The following is an 18,308-nucleotide window of genomic DNA, read 5'->3' as shown; positions in this document are numbered from 1 at the left end:
TAGTTTGAAAGTTTATTATATTTAAATCAACAGACTAAAAGGGGGTTAGAAATAAATTTGATGGAGAGTTTTTTATCCGTGAATCCTTGGCTTTTGTACAAATATATAGGTGGGTCCGAGTAAAGCAATGAAAAGGGCAGATAAAAGAATTCATCTTAATAAAACCATCAGAGGAATAAATAAAAATGTACATCAAAAAGTCTTAAGTATTTACAAAATGTAAGCGCTAACTTAGTGGATAAAACTATCATGAAATACTATAGGAAGAATTTAGGAATTTAGAACATTTATAAAATGAAATTAAAGGTTCATGGATAATCAAAAACTAAGGAGGATGAATAATGGGTATTAGAACAGGTGAAGATTATATCCAAGCTTTGAAATCAAGACAACCGGAAGTTTGGATGAATGGAAGAAAGGTTACGGATCTAGTCAATGAAGACAATTTCAAACAACCGATTCGCGAAATTGCAAAATTGTATGATATGCAACACGATTCTAAGTATCGAGACAAAATAACGAGTATATGTGAGGAAACCGGTGAAAGGGTATCAAATGCGTTTATTGTTCCTAAAAATTATGATGACCTGATGGCTCGTAGAGAATTATACGATGTTTGGGCAGAGGCGACTTTTGGATTGATGGGAAGAACGCCGGACTTTTTGAATGTGACTGTTACTTCCATGGCTAGTAGTCCGAACTTTTATAATCAATACAATTCAGACTGGGCGGAAAATATTAAAAACTATTACAAGTATATTCGTGATAATGATTTATTTATGACACATGCATTGATAAATCCGCAAGTTGACCGGAGTAAATCTTCTCATGAACAAAAAGATCTCTTTACACATTTAGGTGCTGTTGAAGAAACCACCGACGGGCTTATTGTTCGCGGGGCAAAAATGCTTGCAACACTTGCTCCTATTACGGATGAGGTTATTATTTATTCATTCCCGGGTTTTAAACCTGGTGACGAGCGGTATGCGTTGTCTTTTGCTGTACCGATTGATACGCCCGGGCTACGTTTAATGTGTCGGGAACCTATGCAAGATGGAAAGCGTCCGTTATTTGATCATCCACTTGCATCAAGGTTTGAGGAAAATGACGCTGTTCTTATTTTCAACGATGTTCTTGTACCTTGGGATCGAGTCTTTCTTTATAACAACGTGGACGCAGCCAACAAACTTTATTCTGAAACTGGTTTAAGTCAAAACACTCATCAAAATGCGGCGCGAGGATTAGTGAAACTTAAGTTTGCTCAAGAGGTAGCATCAAAGGTGGCTGATGCAATAGGTGTAGACGGGTTTCTAAATGTACAAACACAATTGGGTGAACTGGTGCAGTCTGTTGAAACGATTAGAGCTTTGTTACGTACTGCAGAAAATGAATATACTATAAGATCTAATGGAGAGGCCATACCTAATCCTATACCATTGGAGACTATTCGAGGCATTTTGCCGAAAGCATATCCTCGGGCTATTGAGGTTATCCAAACAATCGGAGCAAGTGGATTAATCTTACCCCCAACGGAAGCGGATTTAAACAACCCGGAATTAGCAGAAGATATTGATCGTTATTATGGTGGACGTTCAGGTATATCAGGTGAGGAGCGGGTTCGATTGTTTAAGTTAGCGTGGGACTTAAGTGGTGAAGCGTTTGGCCAAAGATTAGTGCAATATGAACGGTATTATTCAGGTGATCCGGTGAGGAAATTGGGTATGTTTTATAGTAAACATAAACGTCAAACTTCCTTTGATATGGTAGACCGTGCACTGGAAGAAGCTCTTGATTTTAAAAATAAATATCCCAAGAATCCAGTTTAAGATTATTTTTGATCTTTTTTATAATAACGGACAATTCAGATATCCCATGATTGAAAGGGCGTGATTTTTTGGAGGTTCATGAGGCGAATGAAAATCTTATCTTACCTAAATCAATTATTACAATAGGTGCCTTTGATGGTGTACATCGTGGCCATCAGAAAGTTATCCGAGAAACAGTGAGAGAAAGTGCTATTGAGGGCGTTCAAAGTGTGGTATATACCTTTGATCCACCACCACGTGCCTACTTTCAAGGTGCACACATTTTAACATCTGTTAAAGAAAAGATACACAGATTTAAAAGACTAGGAGTCGATTATGTAGTTATTGCACCATTTGATGAATCATATACAAAACGAAGCCCTGAAAGTTTTATAAGTGAGTTAAAACGATTAAACCCAAAGAGTATAAGAGTAGGAGAAGATTTTCGTTTTGGAAAAAGCCGCAAAGGAGACGTAGATCTTCTGAAAAAACACTTTTTAGTTCAACCTATTCATACAGTTTACTGTACGAAGGGTACACGTATTTCATCAACAAGAATTCGTGAGTTGATGTTAGAAGGGGACATTCAACAAACTGAGCCCCTTTTAGGATGGTAGGATTAAGTTTATTTAAATAAGAGTTTACAAGTTTACTAAAAAAATGGAGGTATTTAATATGTCAAAGTTTAAAGCATTTAATTTGTTAGGTTGGATTGAAGAGAATAAAAGTGAAATGAAACCACCGGTAAATAACAAACAGCTTTGGGCAGATTCCCAAACCATTTGTATGATGGTTGGAGGACCAAATAAACGTCGTGACTTCCATGTAAGTCCCTCAGAAGAGTTTTTTTACCAAATTAAAGGTGATTGTTATGTTGAAGTAATTAATGATGAAGGAAAACGAGAAGTTGTAACAGTTAAGGAAGGGGAAGTGTTTTTATTACCAGGTATGGTTCCACATTCTCCACACCGAGTTGCCAACACGTATGGACTCGTTATCGAGCAACCTCGTGGTGAAGGGGTGACGGAAGATATGGTTTGGTTTTGCGACAAATGTGATCATGAATTACATCGTATAACAATGGTATTAACAAATATTGAAAAACAGCTTAAAGGCGGAATTGAAGAGTTTGATTCAAATGAAGAGCTTCGTACATGTAATAATTGTGGTCATGTTATGTCCGAAACTGTAGGACTTTGGAAATGAGAGTAGATTTTCATACACATATTATTCCAGGGGAAATTCCTGATTTTACGGATAAGTTTGGTAGTGACAAATGGCCGGTATTGGAAAAAACGTGTAGTTGTGGTGCGAATATCATGATCGAGGGAAATGTATTTCGTGAAGTTACCGATCAGGTGTGGAGCCCAGAAAAAAGAATTCAGGATATGGATGCTGAAGGTGTAGATATTCAAGTGTTATCTCCTATCCCAGTAACATTTTCTTATTGGGCTAAAGTAGAGGAAGCGGAAGAAATGTCAAAAATACAAAATGACTTTATCGCTAATACGGTTAAACAGTATCCAGATCGTTTTGTTGGATTGGGTACTGTCCCTTTACAAAATGTAGAAGTATCTATTAAAGAGATGGATCGTTGTATACATGTATTAGGATTAAGGGGTATTGAAATTGGTACAAATATCAATGGAAAAAATCTAGATGAACCTGAATTTACAACTTTCTTTGAAATGGCAGAGAAATGGGGAGTACCAATATTCATTCACCCCTGGGAGACTTTGGGTAGAGATCGCCTGCCCCGTCATAATTTCATGTATACAGTAGGAATGCCGAGTGAAACGGCTGTAGCAGCAGCTAGTTTAATTAATAGCGGTATTATGGAAAGGTTTCCTAGATTAAAAGTTTGCTTTGCTCATGGTGGTGGATCGTTCCCTTATATTTTACCGCGGTTAGACCAAGGTTGGAATGCGTGGCCAGACTTACGATTAACAAGTAAGCCACCTAGTCACTACGCAAAAAAGTTCTATTTTGATTCATTGAATTATGACCCATTAAATACTAGGTATCTAATAGATCGTTTTGGTCATGAGAAAATTGTAATGGGATCTGATTACCCGTTTCTACTTAGGGAAGTTCCCCCGGGTAAAGTGATTGATGAAACTATTAAATTAACAGATGAACAAAGAACGGCCATTTTAGGAAAAAATGCGCTTAACTTTTTAAATGTTGATATAAAGGAAGAAATCAAATGACGAAAACACCAGAGGAAAAACTTGAAGAACTCGGACACGTTTTGCCACCTTTAAGGCCATCATGGGGTAGTTATGTAAGCTGTGTGAGAGTGGGGAATTTATTATTTACTGCGGGACAGGGTGTTGACCAATATCATGGTAAATTGGGCAATGAATTAACTACTGAAGATGGCTATCTGGCAGCTCGTCAATCCATGCTAAATTTGTTAAGTGTAGTTAAAAATGAAGTAGGCGAACTAAGTAATGTAATACAGTTTGTTAAATTACTTGGTATGGTTAATTCGACAGAAGATTTCATAGAACTACCACAAGTTATGAATGGTGCTTCTGATTTAATTAGCGAAGTCTTTGAAGACAAAGGAAAACACGGTCGTTCAGCTGTTGGTATGGCACAACTTCCTAATAACACAGCAATTGAAATAGAAATGATTATTGAAATAGAAAATTAGGGAGGAATAGGAAGTGACTAATGAGGTAGCAGCTAATAGTAGACTCATACAGGATTCTAAGCTGTTTATTGATGGTAAATATATAGAAGCTCTTTCTGGTGAAACGTTCGAGACTATTAACCCAGCTACAAATAAGAAGCTAGCTAGTGTTGCTAAGGGTGGTAAAGAAGATGCGAAACAAGCAATAGACGTGGCACAAAGCACATATGTAAGTGGAGTTTGGAGCACCATGTCTGTTATTGAAAGATCGCGTATCTTATGCAAGATGGCGGATTTAATTATGGAAAACGTCGATAAACTTGCCTATATTGAAACATTAGATGTTGGTAAACCAATTAAGGAAAGTCGTGGATTTGATATTCCCCGTGCAGCAGACAACTTTCGATTTTTCGCTGAAATGGCTAAATACATGGTAGATGAACATTATGATATGCATAACCATATGTCTTATGCACAATATGCACCAGCAGGAGTTACAAGCTTAATTATTCCTTGGAATCTTCCCTTCATGCAAATGACATGGAAGGCCTCGGCAGCATTGGCTGCTGGCAATACAGTGGTGGTTAAACCAGCCTCTTATACACCACTAAGTGCTGTCTTGTTGGGTGAGATTGCTAACGAGGCTGGGCTTCCTCCTGGTGTACTCAATATATTGACAGGGCCTGGTGGTTCTGTAGGAACAGAAATGGCTACCCACCCATCTGTCAGTAGGATTTCCTTTGTTGGGGAGTCGACTACGGGAAAAACAGTGATGCGTAATGCAGCTGAAAATTTAACTCCTGTCTCATTAGAGCTTGGCGGAAAGTCTGCGAATATTATATTTGCAGATGCTGATTTAGAAGAAGCGGTAGCTGGATCAATTGATGCCATATATCGTAATCAAGGGGAAATCTGTTTAGCAGGTTCAAGAATTCTGGTGCAAGAAAGCATATATGATCAATTCTTAGATCAATTTGTAGCAGCTGTAAAGAAAATTAAAGTAGGAGATCCTTTGGATGAAGCAACTGATATGGGAGCTCTTGTATCTTCTGGGCACTTGGAAGCTGTGGATGACTACGTGCAACTTGGATTAGCGGAAGGTGCAAAACTTGCCTATGGGGGAAAAATGGTCGCAGAAATGGAAGCAGGTAATTTCTATGAACCTACCATTTTATATGATGTTGATAATAAGATGAGGGTAGCGCAAGAAGAAATTTTCGGCCCAGTACCAGTTGTTATTCCATTTAAAACAGAAGAAGAGGCAATCCAAATAGCCAATAATTCAATTTACGGTTTAGCAGGGGTTGTATGGACCAATGATTTACGAAGAGGTCAACGAGTTTCCTCACTAGTAGATGCAGGTTTATTATGGGTTAATTGTTGGTATGTTCGTGACTTAAGAACTCCATTCGGTGGCTCTAAAGCAAGTGGCATTGGACGTGAGGGTGGTAGACACAGCTTCGATTTTTATACTGAAGCAAAAACGATTACCATAAAAAAGTAAAAACAAACGAAAGGGGATAAAGTGATCGCCTTTCGTTTGTTTAGTATAGGGGGCTATATGGTGTCAAAGCAAATTAGTCAATTTGTTACAGAGCTATTAGAGGCAGAAAAAGCGTGTCAAGGAATTAGGCCGCTAACTGAACAGAATAAAAACTTAACGGTTGAAGAGGCATATCAGGTACAACTCGAGATTGTGGAAATGAAGCTTGCACAAGGTAATAAGATCATTGGTAAAAAGGTTGGATTAACTAGTGATGCCATGCAACGTATGTTGAATGTCAATGAGCCTGATTATGGACACTTGTTTGATGACATGCAAATAGAAGATGGAGGAAACGTCAATGTAAGTACGATGATTGCACCGAAAGTCGAAGCCGAAATTGGCTTTGTTTTAGATACAGATCTAAAAGGCCCAAATGTCACTTATTTAGATGTCATGTTGGCAACGAGGTATATTGTGCCTACGCTTGAGATTATTGATAGCCGAGTTGCTGATTGGCAAATTAAACTAGCTGATACGGTTGCTGATAACGGATCATCCGCGAAAGTGGTAATTGGTAGTCAAACATCAACACTAAATCAAGTAGATTTACGTACTAATAGTATGGTCTTGTTTAAAAATGAGAAATTGATTGCAACAGGGGCCGGTGCTGCCGCTCTTGGACATCCGGCGGAGGCTATTGCCTGGTTAGCAAATAAATTATATGAGTACGATATTACATTGAAAAAGGATGAATTAATTTTACCCGGTGCTTTATCTGGAGCTGAAGCTGTAACTGCTGGTGATAAGATTGAAGCTAAATTTGGTTCACTTGGTAATGTAGCTGTTTATTTTAAATAGCTTTTCGTAACTTAAAGGTATTCCAGCAAAACTATTTTGAATGAGAGAGGGGAAATAAATTGGAAAAAGTAAAAGCGGCTATAATCGGCTCAGGAAATATTGGGACGGATTTGATGTATAAATTAGAACAAAGTGATGTGATTGATTTAACTACTATGATTGGAATAGACGCGGATTCTGATGGATTAATAAGAGCGGAAAAAAATGGGTATAGAGTCTTTTCTAACGGGATACAAGGTTTCATTGACAATCCAGGTTTAGCGGATATTGTCTTTGATGCAACATCTGCGATTGCTCATGTGGAACATGCAAAAATTTTAAAAGACCTTGGCAAAATGGTGGTTGACCTTACCCCTGCTGCTGTTGGCCCTTTTTTTTCTCCAGCGGTTAGTAATAAAGAAGATAATAGTAAATTGGATAATGTAAATATGATAACGTGTGGCGGTCAGGCGACGATTCCTATTGTCAATGCCGTTAATCAGGTTGCAAATGTGAAGTATGGTGAAATAGTTGCGACAATCTCTAGTTTAAGCGCTGGTCCAGGAACAAGAGCGAATATTGATGAATTTACAATTACAACACGTCGTGGAATTGAAAAAGTCGGTGGTGCAGATACCGGAAAGGCGTTAATTATTTTAAATCCAGCAGATCCACCAATTCTAATGCGAAACACAGTGTACTGTGAAGTAGAACATATGGATGAAGAAAAAGTGAACACTGCGATTAAATCAATGGTTGATAAAGTAAAAGAATACGTACCAGGATATCATCTCCGACAAGATCCTATATTCGATGAGAATACCATAACTATTTTTCTTGAGATTGAAGGAGCGGGAGATTACTTTCCACCCTATGCAGGCAACCTTGATATCATGACAGCTGCAGCCAAGCGTGTTGGCGAAGACTTTGGTCGTTTAATGTTAGATGAAAAAGCGGCAGTGCAAATAGAATCATAAGAAATCGACAGGAGTGAATTAAATGAGTGATGGTAAAGATTTACAACTAACAGAAGTAAGTTTACGTGACGGGAGCCATGTGGTAGCACATGCATTTACCGAAAAACAAGTGCGTGATGTTGCGAAGTCGGTAGATAATGCCGGCATGCATTATCTAGAAGTCAGTCATGGAGATGGCTTAGGTGGATCTACTTTGCAATATGGAAGATCCCTTGTTGATGAAATGAAGTTGATTGAAGCAGCTGTTGATGAATGTAAACATACAAAAGTTTCTGTGCTACTCATCCCTGGGATTGGAACAATAAATGAATTAGAACAAGCGCATAATCTCGGGGCTCAATTAGTACGTGTTGCGACCCATGCGACTGAGGCCGATGTATCTGCTCAACATATTAAAAAAGCTCGGGAGTTAGGAATGGAAGCAATTGGGTTTTTAATGATGGCACATTCTGTCTCTTCTGAGAAATTGGTGGAGCAAGCTAAACTGATGGAAAGTTATGGAGCTCAAGCTGTTTATGTAACGGACTCTGCTGGGGCATTGCTTCCACATGAAGTACGTGAAAAGATCCGCGCAATGCGTGAACATTTAGATGTAGAGATTGGTTTCCATGCTCATAACAATTTATCATTAGCTATAGCAAACACACTTGTTGCGATTGAAGAAGGGGCGACCCGAATTGACGGAAGTATTCGTTGTCTGGGGGCAGGTGCTGGGAATGCTCAAACCGAAGTATTACTTGCGGTCTTGGAACGAATGGGGATAGATCTGGGCATAGATTTGTATAAAATGATGGATGTAGCCGAAAATGTGGTAGGTCCTATTATTCAAGGGTCACAGGAAATACGCAAAGGAAGTCTTGTTCTAGGATATGCTGGAGTATATTCTAGTTTCCTACTCCATGCAGAACGTGCTGGGAAAAAATTTGGAGTTGACCCACGTGATATTTTAATAGAACTCGGAAAAATGAAAGTAGTTGGTGGGCAAGAAGATATGATTGTTGATGTCGCTGCTGATTTATCCAAAAAAGCTAAAGAGAGGGTTTAAATATGTCTTTGATTACAAATAAAGAAAAAGAAATTATTAATTATTTGTACGCAGCAGAGCAGGACGCAGTTGAAGTGATTAAAGTGACCGATGACTATCCGGAACTAACGATCGAAGAAGCCTATGGGTTACAAGATGGGTTACTTGCTCATAAACTGGTAGAGAATGGAACAAAGAAAATTGGGTTAAAGCTTGGATTAACGAGTAAAGCCAAACAAGAAATGATGGGAGTAAACGAAGCTATTTATGGGGTGCTGCATAATGATATGCTGGCGTATGAATGGGAGCCTGTGGTTCATGCACAACTTATACATCCAAAAGCCGAGCCAGAAATTGCCTTTTTCATGGATCAAGATTTAAAGGGTGCAGATATAACGGAGGAAGATGTAATAAACGCAACAAAATATGTTGCTCCTGCCATTGAAATTATTGATAGTCGTTACAAAGATTTTAAATTCACTTTAGTCGATGTGGTAGCAGATAACTGTTCCTCTGCTAAATTTATTGTAGGAAGCAAATGGGTTTCGCCAGACACAGTTGATTTAGGTAATATTGGAATGGTGATGACTAAAAATGGTAAGGTAGCTGCAACAGGATCGAGTGCTGCTGTTTTAGGACATCCTGCAACAGCTATAACTTGGGCAGTTCATCAGTTAGCAGCACGGGGAAAAGGTCTTAAAAAAGGTGATATTATCCTAAGTGGTGCGATGTCAGGTGCAATTGCCTTCGATTCGGGGGATTCTATTATTGCGGAATTCGATAATTTAGGCAGTGTTTCTATGTTTTGTAAATGAAAATAAGTTCCAACGGGATATAGAAACAAGGTAATCACCAATATCTAGTAGGTGGTTACCTTATTTGTTTACTAGATAAACTATTCAGTGACCTTAGGAAAGGATAGGAAAGGGGGGAGGGGATACTTAGGAGGTTTTCGTATTTTTGCGTGAAAAAGTGCCAAGATTCCAATGGCACTTGCGGGCTTGCTAATAAATTTTCCCCGTGACTAGGTATTGCTATGTCTTGTTACTGTTTAATATGAGCTCTGTATAAGGCGTGGTTAGTAATGACGAAGCCTACCATGGAGTTTTATGTTATGCCTGTTGTTTTTGACTTCAATACCTTTTGCATGTGCACTATCTCTTTTGCTAGTGTATGAATGCGACCCAAGAGTTCTGTATTAACGATTTTATTATCCTCAGTATAATGATCACAGTTAGCATAAACATATGATGGGGCCACATGAGATCGCAGGTATCCTGCTATCGGTTTTAATTGATTCTCAATCATTAGATAATGTTGGTATGTTCCCCCATTTGCTACGAAAGCCATAACTTTATGGCGAAATATCGATGGTTTAACCAAATCAAACACATTTTTTAATGGGGCTGGTATTGAACCATTAAATATTGGGCTTCCAATAAGGTAAGCATCGGCACTAGACATTTCTTCTATAATTCTTTGAGTATCGTTATTATATAAATCAAAGCTTCTACCGTCACTAAATTGCATATCATATTCCCTTAAATCAAGGAGTTTGGTTTCAATACTAGAGTCTATACTGTTTATTTCCTCCATAACAGCTTTTACGAGTATTGATGTTTTTTTTCCCACAATCGTTCCCGACACTCCAACTATTTTCATAATTAAACCTATCCTTTCCAAACAATATTTTTCTTTATTAACTATTAGTTAATTTAAGCTATGACTCTTCATATTACATTTCAATTATCTTTAAATTCACTTAATAAAACAACTCTAAAATTTCACAATATTAAATATTGTTTAGTTTATTTTTAGGAATCTGTCAGATCTATTGAGCCTGAAGTAACAGCTGTAAAAGCAAAGGTATAAGTAGCCTGGACAGGAATTTCTGGGAGTGACCTAAAAGCCTATCACCATGGAAAGGGGATGTACATCCAATAACAGTCGAAAAGTTCTACATGTCCTTGGACATGAATTTGTAGGTACTGAAGCTAAAATCGGAGAAGGATTTACAAATGTTTCATTTGGCGATGATGAAAATTTAGTTAGTTCAAATGACTTAAAAATTAATAAATGAAGATAACGCAAAACAAGAATCCGATTCTTGTTTTGTATTGCAGTCTATTTAAATCTATGATACAAGGAGAATTGAAATTGAGTTTAAACTGTAGCCTGGCCGTTCTGCTGAGGGTTTGTTTTATCCGATGTTATTAATATGAAGTTTGCTAAAAAAGCGATCAGAAAAGGTGGTTGGCGGTATTCAAAAGGAGGGGATATATTGGGTGCAGAAGTTCTTGGAGCGTATTTTGTTTACACGGGCTCCAGGTTCATTCCTTTTCCAGTGAGTTCAGCTGTGGAAGACTATAAAAATATGATTATCAATTCATCCATAAACGATATCCTTTATACCGATACCTTTCATGCTGGAGTCTTGAATCCCTTAGCGGTGTGAATGCAAATTACCTTATCCCAAGTATACGGAGTGCCGAATTAGATCCTGATAACTTAAGGGAAAAGAGGAAATAAACTTTGATAAATTATATAATTTGAAAGCAAAGGCGTGGAAAGATATTTGGGGTGCAAGAGCTTCAATTTTTTCTACCAGACTATCAGGTTCAATTGCAGGTTCATTCTCCAGCAAGGTAACAGCATGCATCACAATAGCTGCTAATCCACCTGTAACGTTTAAAGCATCAATGAGAAAGAGATCCTCAAAATCCCCAGATGCAATCACTGCACTTTGAAAAGAAGCGGATGCCTTTGACGTATATCCAATGTGAATAATGATGCAACCAGGATAATCCGCCTTTATCTTCGTAAAAAGTCATGATATTCATGAGCATTTGTGGCAGTTGTAGAGGGTATCTTTTTCGTGCAATCATAATAGTCGTAAATATCTTGTACGGGTAAAGAACCATCTAAGTAATCCTTCCCATCCATGATGACATGCATCGGCACCACCTGGACAGCATGCTTTTCCGCCAAGTCCTCTGGTAAATCTGCTCCACTTTCTGTCGATAGGATAATTCTTCTCATGGTACATCCCCTTTCGTGTAAAAAAGCTGTTCCTGTACGTCCTACATTACGTGTGACTAATTATACAGTAAAGGGGGTTGTTATTCATTAAATAGGTAAAATGGTTCTACATTCTATTAGATGGTTATCACACTAATGGAGTATAAAAAATAGACCTCATACTCATATGAAGTCTATTTTATCGTGCTTTATGAAAAAATAGGTTTTACCAACCCGAGTCATAGCCTGAATCGAGCCCAGAGTCGTAGGAATCATACTCATATGAATCATAGCCTGAATCAACCCCAGAGTCGTAGGAATCATATTCGTAGGAGTCATAGCCTGAATCAAGCTCAGAGTCGTAGGAATCGTACTCGTAGGAGTCATAGCCTGAATCAACCCCAGAGTCGTAGGAATCGTACTCGTAGGAGTCATAGCCTGAATCGACTCCAGAATCGAAGGAATCGTACTCATAGGAGTCATAGCCTGAATCAACCCCAGAATCATAGGAATCATACTCATAAGAGTCATAGCCAGAATCGACGCCAGAGTCGTAGGAATCATACTCATAGGAGTCATAGCCTGAATCAACCCCAGAATCATAGGGATCATACTCATAAGAATCATAGCCAGAATCGAAGGAATCATACTCCGGAAATTTGGTGCCATATTCTCCTGTATAAGGATTTAAATTACCATAGGCACTATAATTGTTCCAAAAGTAACCATCAGCTTCAGTCCGGAAATGACCTTCAACATAAGTACCATCATCACGTAAATAACCATCAACCCATGTATCTGCGCTTACCGTTGTAACTATGTATAGACTTAGAATTAGGGAAAAGGATACAAATAAAAATACTTTTTTCATTAAATCACTCCTTAATAAATCAATTATAATTACAAACATTTCGTATGTAAATATTCAGAATGTTTCAATAGAGTAAAAACATACACAATGCTTTACCTTTAGTTTGAGGAATGAAACTAGAATCAATCTTTAATGAGGTTGTAATATAACCACTTTCACTTAATGCCATTCCTTGCACCTTGCACAGTTTATCTTTATCATGCAAGTTCCGGTTTTCGTTAAAATACCAAAGGAGAAAAATATACGGTCCCAATAGTGACGATGTCTTGCTGACAAACTTATGGAGAAATTGATCTAATTTCACTAAACCTATTGTGTAGCAATAAATAATTGTTCCTCTGTGTTTATATAAAGGAAAACATGACAATAGAGGTTAAGTGGATTGATAGTGATTATTTTGTTGATTGAAATTATTAAAGTGCCATTTTAATTAGCGTGTAAATTAAGAAATAATTTAATAATAATAACTGTTATCATCAGAATTTTCCTGTTTTATCCTATCTAAAATATGATGTAAATTTTCAGCTATATAAAATATATCACCTAACTCGAACCAAGTATTATATAGTGGTTGAGCGTGAGATAAATCATCCCTTAGTTTTCTAGAATCTCTAAAAAGTTTAGTTGCTTTTGTCTTGCTCAGATCTATATATTCGTCTAAATGATTGTTATCATTAAGAAGAATATCTGTTTTATCACAAAACTGGGTACAATCCAGTAAATCATTTTCTCTGTTTTTTTCCATAAGTTTATTATATTCTTCTTGTGCTTTCTTAACTCTCCCTTCATTTAGGCAATTTTTCCAGGTGTCGTTTGGATAAAGTTTTTTTATTAATAATGCTACACTGCTTTCAAATGAAGTAATTAGCCCGTAGAAAAGCATGCGAACAGCAGGTTTTTCTAGATCAGAAGTTGTTATTATGGCAATAATACTTGATCTATCAATTATGAAGAGTCTGTCTTGCTTTTTTAATAATTGAATACACTCAAATAACGGAGTATTGACTGAAACTAGATCTTTTATGTCAAATTTATGTATATAGTCAGTCCAGTTATCAAATGTAAATTGTTGTTTTTCTATATAACCAATAATAGAATCTTTTTCACGAAATGCTAGTACATCAAAGTTTCTGTTATTAAAAAAATGATCTATTTTCTCTAAGTCATTCTTAGTAACAGAAACAATTGGTTCAGCAATGTGTTTTGCTGTAAAAAAATTATCGAATGCTGGATTTACAATTTCCATTTAAATCGCCTCCGGATTTTAATTGTATTTTATTAACATTTACCAACACCTGTTAATAAATGTTCTAATAATACCCATATTAGTAGTTTATGCTATTTACTCTAATTATTGCAAAAGATGATAATCTTTTTAATACTAACATATCAAAATATGAGAACAGCTTAGTTAAACTTGAGAGGACTATTTCCATTCCATTATGTTTGAGATAAGCAAAAAGAAAAATAGTTTATATACCATGGTTAATAAACTACATTTGTTTGACTTTTGTGATAAAATCGCTATAAGAATTAAATGGAAAAATTCGTAAGATAATTTAACGCCAACAAATAGGGGGTAAGTATAGGTGGTTGAATTAAACGAGTTTACTCAAATAAAGGGAACTTCAAAGCAAATCGTTGACTATTGGAAATGGGCATACTCAAATATTAATACGAACAGTGAAAGAGGAATATTTGCCGAATTTTTGGTAGGAAGTGCATTGGGTACACTTGGAACTGGTAGAGTAGAGTGGGATATTGCAGATGTAGAGTATAGAAGGAAGCTTATTGAAGTGAAGTCTTCAGCTTTTGTACAAGAATGGGAGCAGAAGAAGCTATCTGTTCCACAATTTAATATTGCTAAAAAATATGAGTTTGGTGAATATACAACCTCACGTGACAGACATGCACAGATATATATTTTTGCACTTTTATTCGAAAAAGTCCGGAATATTATGGATCCTCTAAATATTGAACAGTGGGAATTTTATATTCTATCAACAAAAAATATAAATGAACACTTTGGTGTTCAGAAATCTGTTTCATTAAAACCTTTAAAAAACGTGTGCCATCCAGTCAATTATGATGATATAAAGTCTGTAGTTGATGAGATAATTGATAATTAAATTATAGTGAGGAGGCTATAAATTGAAACACTGGATTTTTCAAGGGAACCCTAAGCAATTCAATATAGATGAATACATTTTAGATAACAAGGTTGTTTCATGGAGCATAAGACAAAAGCAATTTGTAGATAAAGTAAATATTGGGGATAAGGTTTTTCTATGGCGATCAGATGGAGGGAAGAAGAACACCGGAGGGATAATTGCTCATGCTGAGGTAATTTCAGATGTATTTGAAGAAGATGAATATAAGGTTGAATTGAAAATAGAAGAATATCGGTTAACAAATAATAATGGAATGCTGTTAAGACATCATTTAAAAGTAATTCCAGAGACAATGAATTTACAAATAATAAAAATTGCAACAGGTACAAACTTTCTATTAGGTGAAGGTGAATATCAACGAATCTTAAAACTTTGGAATAATCCAAGTTTAATTGATGAAAAGTTTGAATTACCAACGCTAGATAAGTATATGCATCTCTTTAAAATTGAAGGCGTAGAAAAACTAGAAAACAATGAATATATCCAGGATAGTTATGATTTCTTTAGAAACTTTAGTAACCCTTCGTATTTAGAATCAATGGAATGGGAAAATGTTCAGGAGCTTGGTAACCATATAAATGCGTTTCGTATGGCCTTAGCAAGAAAACGTGCTTTAGGTGAAATGAATGCGCCGATAGAAAAATATCGTAAGAGTTTTACATATTTAATTCATGGAGAAGCGCCATTAAGAGAGAGGATTGACCGTTTTCTAACAGAGGAACAATTTAAATTATTTGGCTTTGGACAAAGTGTAGTGAGTGAAATGCTTGGTAATATTTTTCCTGAAGAAAACTGTTTCTATAATCAACGCGATAAAGTAGCTGTTGAAAACGTCTTGGAAATTGTTCCAAATTACACTCGAGGAGACACATATGGCGAAAGGTTTATGAAATTCCAGGAATCTATAAAACGTGAAGGTATTGCTGAGAAGTATAAAGACATTGTTGGAAAGAGAACTAACTTACCAATTTATTTTGAGATAGATCAATTTCTCAGCTTTCTATATGAAAACTTTAGCAAGGTTGGGGAAGAGATACCTGAAACTTCAGAACCAAAGTATTGGATGATTGCTGCTGGTGAAAATAGTAAGTTATGGGATGATTTTTACACAAATAGTCATATTGCTATTGGATGGGATGAACTCGGGGATCTTCGTCAATATAGTAGTAAAGTAGATATGATGGATGCATTAATTGATGTTTATCAAGTAGATTATAAACCCCATAATGATGCCCACGCTAACTATCAATTTTGTTATGAAATGCAAGTGGGCGACTATGTGTTTGTGAAGCGTGGAAATAGTCATGTAATTGGTTTTGGTAAGATAATTGGTGAATATAAATACGATGAAACCATACAGTCGGATTTTCGCTCCATAAGACAAGTTGAATGGGATAAAGTTGGAGAATGGTATTCACCTGGCTTACCGACAAAAACATTAACTGAATGGACAATGTATGAAGATGCTGTTGAAAGACTACTAGCTCTATTAAATGGAGAAACTGGCTATTCTAAACCAGTACCAGGACATACTATCGTTCGTGAAAATTTGGTATATGATCATGAACAATTCTTGAAAGAAGTATTTATGTCAGAAGAAAAAGCAGAAGATATAAAAGAGGCTTTGGAGTACAAGAAAAACATTATATTACAAGGGCCACCAGGGGTTGGAAAAACGTTTGTTGCGAAACGATTAGCATATTTACATATGCGTGAAAAGGATCCTGACAAAGTAGAAATGATTCAATTTCACCAATCATATACCTATGAAGATTTTATTCGTGGTTACAAACCAAATGATGAAGGAAGCTTCTCATTAAACGATGGTATTTTTTATAAATTTTGTCAAAAGGCAATCAATGATCCTGAAAGTAATTACTACATGATTATTGATGAAATTAATAGAGGGAATTTATCTAAAATATTTGGCGAGTTAATGATGCTACTAGAATCAGATAAACGTGGTAAAGAGTTTGCGCTTAAATTAGCATACTCTAAAGATGATGAAGTATTCTATATACCAAAGAACTTGTACTTAATAGGTACGATGAATACTGCAGATCGTTCTTTAGCACTTGTTGATTATGCATTGCGAAGACGTTTTACATTTATTTCGGTAGTACCCGCATTTAATAATGATAAATTCGAGGAATTTTTACGTAATAAAAATATAAGTCAAGGTTTAATCGATAAGATAATAACTTCAGTAACTGAAATCAATAATGAGATCGCTAAGGATGTTATTAATCTAGGGAAAGGATATGAAATCGGTCATAGTTATTTTTGTCCAGCAACAGAAACAATCCATGATGAACAGAATTGGTATGATCGAGTAATTAGATTAGAAGTGGCACCTTTACTTCGTGAATATTGGTTTGATCAGGAGGAAAAAGTAGATGGACTCCTTGAAAAGTTCAACTAAAATACCTATAAAAAATATTTATTACATGCTTTGTTATGCATGGAACCGGTTGGAAGAAAAAGATGCCGTTAATGTCTCTAGAGCAGATGAAAAGGATCTTCACCATTTATTATCGAGGATATTAGTGAATCGTTTGCGTATTTTAATTAAGCGTGGCTTTTACAAAGAATATACAAGTATAGAAGAAGAGACCCCAAGTATACGTGGGAGAATTGATTTTCAGCAATCGTTAAATGAATTATCCTTCAAGAAAGCTAGGATGTATTGCCAATATGACGAGATGACACATGATATCTTGCATAATCAAATTATTAAATCAACACTTTATGAGCTATTGAAAACCTCTCAAGTAGATGAAAGATTAAAGGGAGAATTACAGCAGATTTATCATTATTTTAGAGATATCCGTCTTATTAAACTCAATACAAAAGTTTTCAATGATGCTAAAATTCATCGCAGTAACTCCCATTATGGGTTCTTGATTGATATTTGCAGGTTTTTACATGAATCTCTTTTAATGAATGAAAATGAAACAGGAGAAAAGTTTATTAACTTTGAACAAGATGCAACAGCAATGGCGTACTTATATGAGGACTTTGTACGTAATTTTTATAAAGAAGAATTACCTGAGAGTAAAGTGTACCGCGAAAATATTTATTGGAATGCAGAAGGGGAAGACTTATCATATTTGCCCAGGATGGAAACGGATATATCTCTAGAGTGGAATGATAGAAAAGTTATCATGGACACGAAATATTACCAAAATGCAACTTCATCAAAACTAAAAAATGGTAATGAAAAATTGATTAGTACCAACTTATATCAGATCCATGCTTATTTGAGTAATTTTAAAAATAGAGAAATGAAAGACTTAACGGGTATATTGTTATATCCAACAGTCGATAGAGATTTAGATCTGTTTTATAACATATTAGGTTTTAAGATTAAGGTTTGTACAGTGGATTTTAATCAGGAGTGGCGGAATATACATGAACGGTTGTTGAGTATTGTAGATATAGGGTAGGTAGTTTAGTTAAGAAATATGGGCGCCACGATACA

At 36.1% G+C, this 18,308-nt stretch carries 17 protein-coding genes and 1 pseudogene; 14 read left to right on the top strand and 4 right to left on the bottom strand.

The annotated features are described in order from the left end of the window. Positions 1-341: 341 nt before the first annotated feature. From hpaB to J2Z82_RS00260, 10 genes are all read left to right on the top strand, one after another. A complete protein-coding gene (gene hpaB, locus J2Z82_RS00305; protein WP_209478807.1) occupies positions 342-1,826 on the top strand; it encodes a 4-hydroxyphenylacetate 3-monooxygenase, oxygenase component in 1,485 nt (494 codons plus the stop codon). A gap of 68 nt (positions 1,827-1,894) precedes the next feature. Beyond that, entirely contained in the window at positions 1,895-2,422 is a 528-nt protein-coding gene (locus J2Z82_RS00300; protein WP_209478806.1) for an FAD synthetase, read from the top strand. 58 nt (positions 2,423-2,480) lie between these two features. Further along, positions 2,481-3,011, top strand: a complete 531-nt coding sequence (locus J2Z82_RS00295) for a 3-hydroxyanthranilate 3,4-dioxygenase (RefSeq protein WP_092493781.1) — start codon at positions 2,481-2,483, stop codon at positions 3,009-3,011. Continuing rightward, positions 3,008-4,015, top strand: coding sequence for an amidohydrolase family protein (locus tag J2Z82_RS00290; protein ID WP_209478805.1), 1,008 nt, complete (start codon positions 3,008-3,010; stop codon positions 4,013-4,015). Before J2Z82_RS00295 ends, J2Z82_RS00290 begins: the two co-directional genes overlap by 4 nt. Further along, complete coding sequence (locus J2Z82_RS00285; protein ID WP_209478804.1) at positions 4,012-4,464, top strand: RidA family protein; 453 nt, start codon at positions 4,012-4,014, stop codon at positions 4,462-4,464. The genes J2Z82_RS00290 and J2Z82_RS00285 overlap by 4 nt, the downstream gene beginning before the upstream one ends. A 13-nt stretch (positions 4,465-4,477) precedes the next feature. Beyond that, positions 4,478-5,947: an aldehyde dehydrogenase gene (locus tag J2Z82_RS00280; RefSeq protein WP_209478803.1), complete on the top strand. Its 1,470-nt coding sequence runs from the start codon at positions 4,478-4,480 to the stop codon at positions 5,945-5,947. A 57-nt stretch (positions 5,948-6,004) separates the two neighbouring features. Further along, entirely contained in the window at positions 6,005-6,787 is a 783-nt protein-coding gene (locus J2Z82_RS00275; protein WP_209478802.1) for a 2-keto-4-pentenoate hydratase, read from the top strand. A 59-nt stretch (positions 6,788-6,846) separates the two neighbouring features. Next, positions 6,847-7,743 (top strand): acetaldehyde dehydrogenase (acetylating), encoded by an 897-nt coding sequence (locus tag J2Z82_RS00270; RefSeq protein WP_209478801.1) that lies wholly within the window; start codon positions 6,847-6,849, stop codon positions 7,741-7,743. 22 nt (positions 7,744-7,765) lie between these two features. Beyond that, a complete protein-coding gene (gene dmpG / locus J2Z82_RS00265) occupies positions 7,766-8,788 on the top strand; it encodes a 4-hydroxy-2-oxovalerate aldolase (RefSeq protein WP_209478800.1) in 1,023 nt (340 codons plus the stop codon). Between the two features lie 2 nt (positions 8,789-8,790). Then, on the top strand, positions 8,791-9,582 hold the full coding sequence (locus tag J2Z82_RS00260) for a 2-keto-4-pentenoate hydratase (RefSeq protein WP_209478799.1): 792 nt from the start codon (positions 8,791-8,793) through the stop codon (positions 9,580-9,582). Positions 9,583-9,874: 292 nt separating this feature from the next. Here the strand turns inward: J2Z82_RS00260 and J2Z82_RS00255 are convergent, their stop codons facing one another. Then, the gene (locus J2Z82_RS00255; protein ID WP_209478798.1) at positions 9,875-10,429 is read right to left on the bottom strand and encodes an NADPH-dependent FMN reductase; all 555 of its coding nucleotides are present in this window, start codon (positions 10,427-10,429) and stop codon (positions 9,875-9,877) included. A 619-nt stretch (positions 10,430-11,048) separates the two neighbouring features. Between J2Z82_RS00255 and J2Z82_RS00250 the strand changes: the two genes are divergently transcribed. Next, positions 11,049-11,222, top strand: coding sequence for a hypothetical protein (locus J2Z82_RS00250; RefSeq protein WP_209478797.1), 174 nt, complete (start codon positions 11,049-11,051; stop codon positions 11,220-11,222). A gap of 120 nt (positions 11,223-11,342) precedes the next feature. Here the strand turns inward: J2Z82_RS00250 and J2Z82_RS00245 are convergent. The 3 genes and pseudogenes from J2Z82_RS00245 to J2Z82_RS00235 all read right to left on the bottom strand — a co-directional run. After that, positions 11,343-11,806: pseudogene (locus J2Z82_RS00245) on the bottom strand (DegV family protein); the annotation flags it as partial. 205 nt (positions 11,807-12,011) lie between these two features. Further along, positions 12,012-12,656, bottom strand: a complete 645-nt coding sequence (locus J2Z82_RS00240; protein ID WP_209478796.1) for a hypothetical protein — start codon at positions 12,654-12,656, stop codon at positions 12,012-12,014. Positions 12,657-13,110: 454 nt separating this feature from the next. Beyond that, positions 13,111-13,902 (bottom strand): hypothetical protein, encoded by a 792-nt coding sequence (locus J2Z82_RS00235; protein ID WP_209478795.1) that lies wholly within the window; start codon positions 13,900-13,902, stop codon positions 13,111-13,113. A 343-nt stretch (positions 13,903-14,245) separates the two neighbouring features. Here J2Z82_RS00235 and J2Z82_RS00230 point away from each other — a divergent pair, with 343 nt between their 5' ends. The 3 genes from J2Z82_RS00230 to mcrC are packed head-to-tail and all read left to right on the top strand — an operon-like array spanning position 14,246 to position 18,273. Next, on the top strand, positions 14,246-14,785 hold the full coding sequence (locus J2Z82_RS00230; RefSeq protein WP_209478794.1) for a hypothetical protein: 540 nt from the start codon (positions 14,246-14,248) through the stop codon (positions 14,783-14,785). Between the two features lie 22 nt (positions 14,786-14,807). Next, positions 14,808-17,249 (top strand): AAA family ATPase, encoded by a 2,442-nt coding sequence (locus J2Z82_RS00225; protein WP_209478793.1) that lies wholly within the window; start codon positions 14,808-14,810, stop codon positions 17,247-17,249. Next, the gene (mcrC, locus tag J2Z82_RS00220; protein WP_209478792.1) at positions 17,224-18,273 is read left to right on the top strand and encodes a 5-methylcytosine-specific restriction endonuclease system specificity protein McrC; all 1,050 of its coding nucleotides are present in this window, start codon (positions 17,224-17,226) and stop codon (positions 18,271-18,273) included. Before J2Z82_RS00225 ends, mcrC begins: the two co-directional genes overlap by 26 nt. The last annotated feature ends 35 nt before the right edge of the window (positions 18,274-18,308 follow it).

This window comes from Virgibacillus litoralis, from assembly GCF_017873675.1.
Classification (GTDB): Bacteria; Bacillota; Bacilli; order Bacillales; family Amphibacillaceae; genus Lentibacillus; species Lentibacillus litoralis.
This window is presented reverse-complemented; position numbering and strand designations above follow the sequence as displayed.

Excerpts from the sequence above, each read along its gene's own strand:
- J2Z82_RS00275 (WP_209478802.1), top strand. The coding sequence starts at position 6,005 with ATGGTGTCAAAGCAAATTAGTCAATTTGTTACAGAGCTATTAGAGGCA.
- J2Z82_RS00260 (WP_209478799.1), top strand. The coding sequence starts at position 8,791 with ATGTCTTTGATTACAAATAAAGAAAAAGAAATTATTAATTATTTGTAC.
- hpaB (WP_209478807.1), top strand. The coding sequence starts at position 342 with ATGGGTATTAGAACAGGTGAAGATTATATCCAAGCTTTGAAATCAAGA.
- mcrC (WP_209478792.1), top strand. The coding sequence starts at position 17,224 with ATGGACTCCTTGAAAAGTTCAACTAAAATACCTATAAAAAATATTTAT.
- J2Z82_RS00240 (WP_209478796.1), bottom strand. The coding sequence starts at position 12,656 with ATGAAAAAAGTATTTTTATTTGTATCCTTTTCCCTAATTCTAAGTCTA.
- J2Z82_RS00290 (WP_209478805.1), top strand. The coding sequence starts at position 3,008 with ATGAGAGTAGATTTTCATACACATATTATTCCAGGGGAAATTCCTGAT.
- J2Z82_RS00235 (WP_209478795.1), bottom strand. The coding sequence starts at position 13,902 with ATGGAAATTGTAAATCCAGCATTCGATAATTTTTTTACAGCAAAACAC.
- J2Z82_RS00255 (WP_209478798.1), bottom strand. The coding sequence starts at position 10,429 with ATGAAAATAGTTGGAGTGTCGGGAACGATTGTGGGAAAAAAAACATCA.
- dmpG (WP_209478800.1), top strand. The coding sequence starts at position 7,766 with ATGAGTGATGGTAAAGATTTACAACTAACAGAAGTAAGTTTACGTGAC.
- J2Z82_RS00295 (WP_092493781.1), top strand. The coding sequence starts at position 2,481 with ATGTCAAAGTTTAAAGCATTTAATTTGTTAGGTTGGATTGAAGAGAAT.
- J2Z82_RS00285 (WP_209478804.1), top strand. The coding sequence starts at position 4,012 with ATGACGAAAACACCAGAGGAAAAACTTGAAGAACTCGGACACGTTTTG.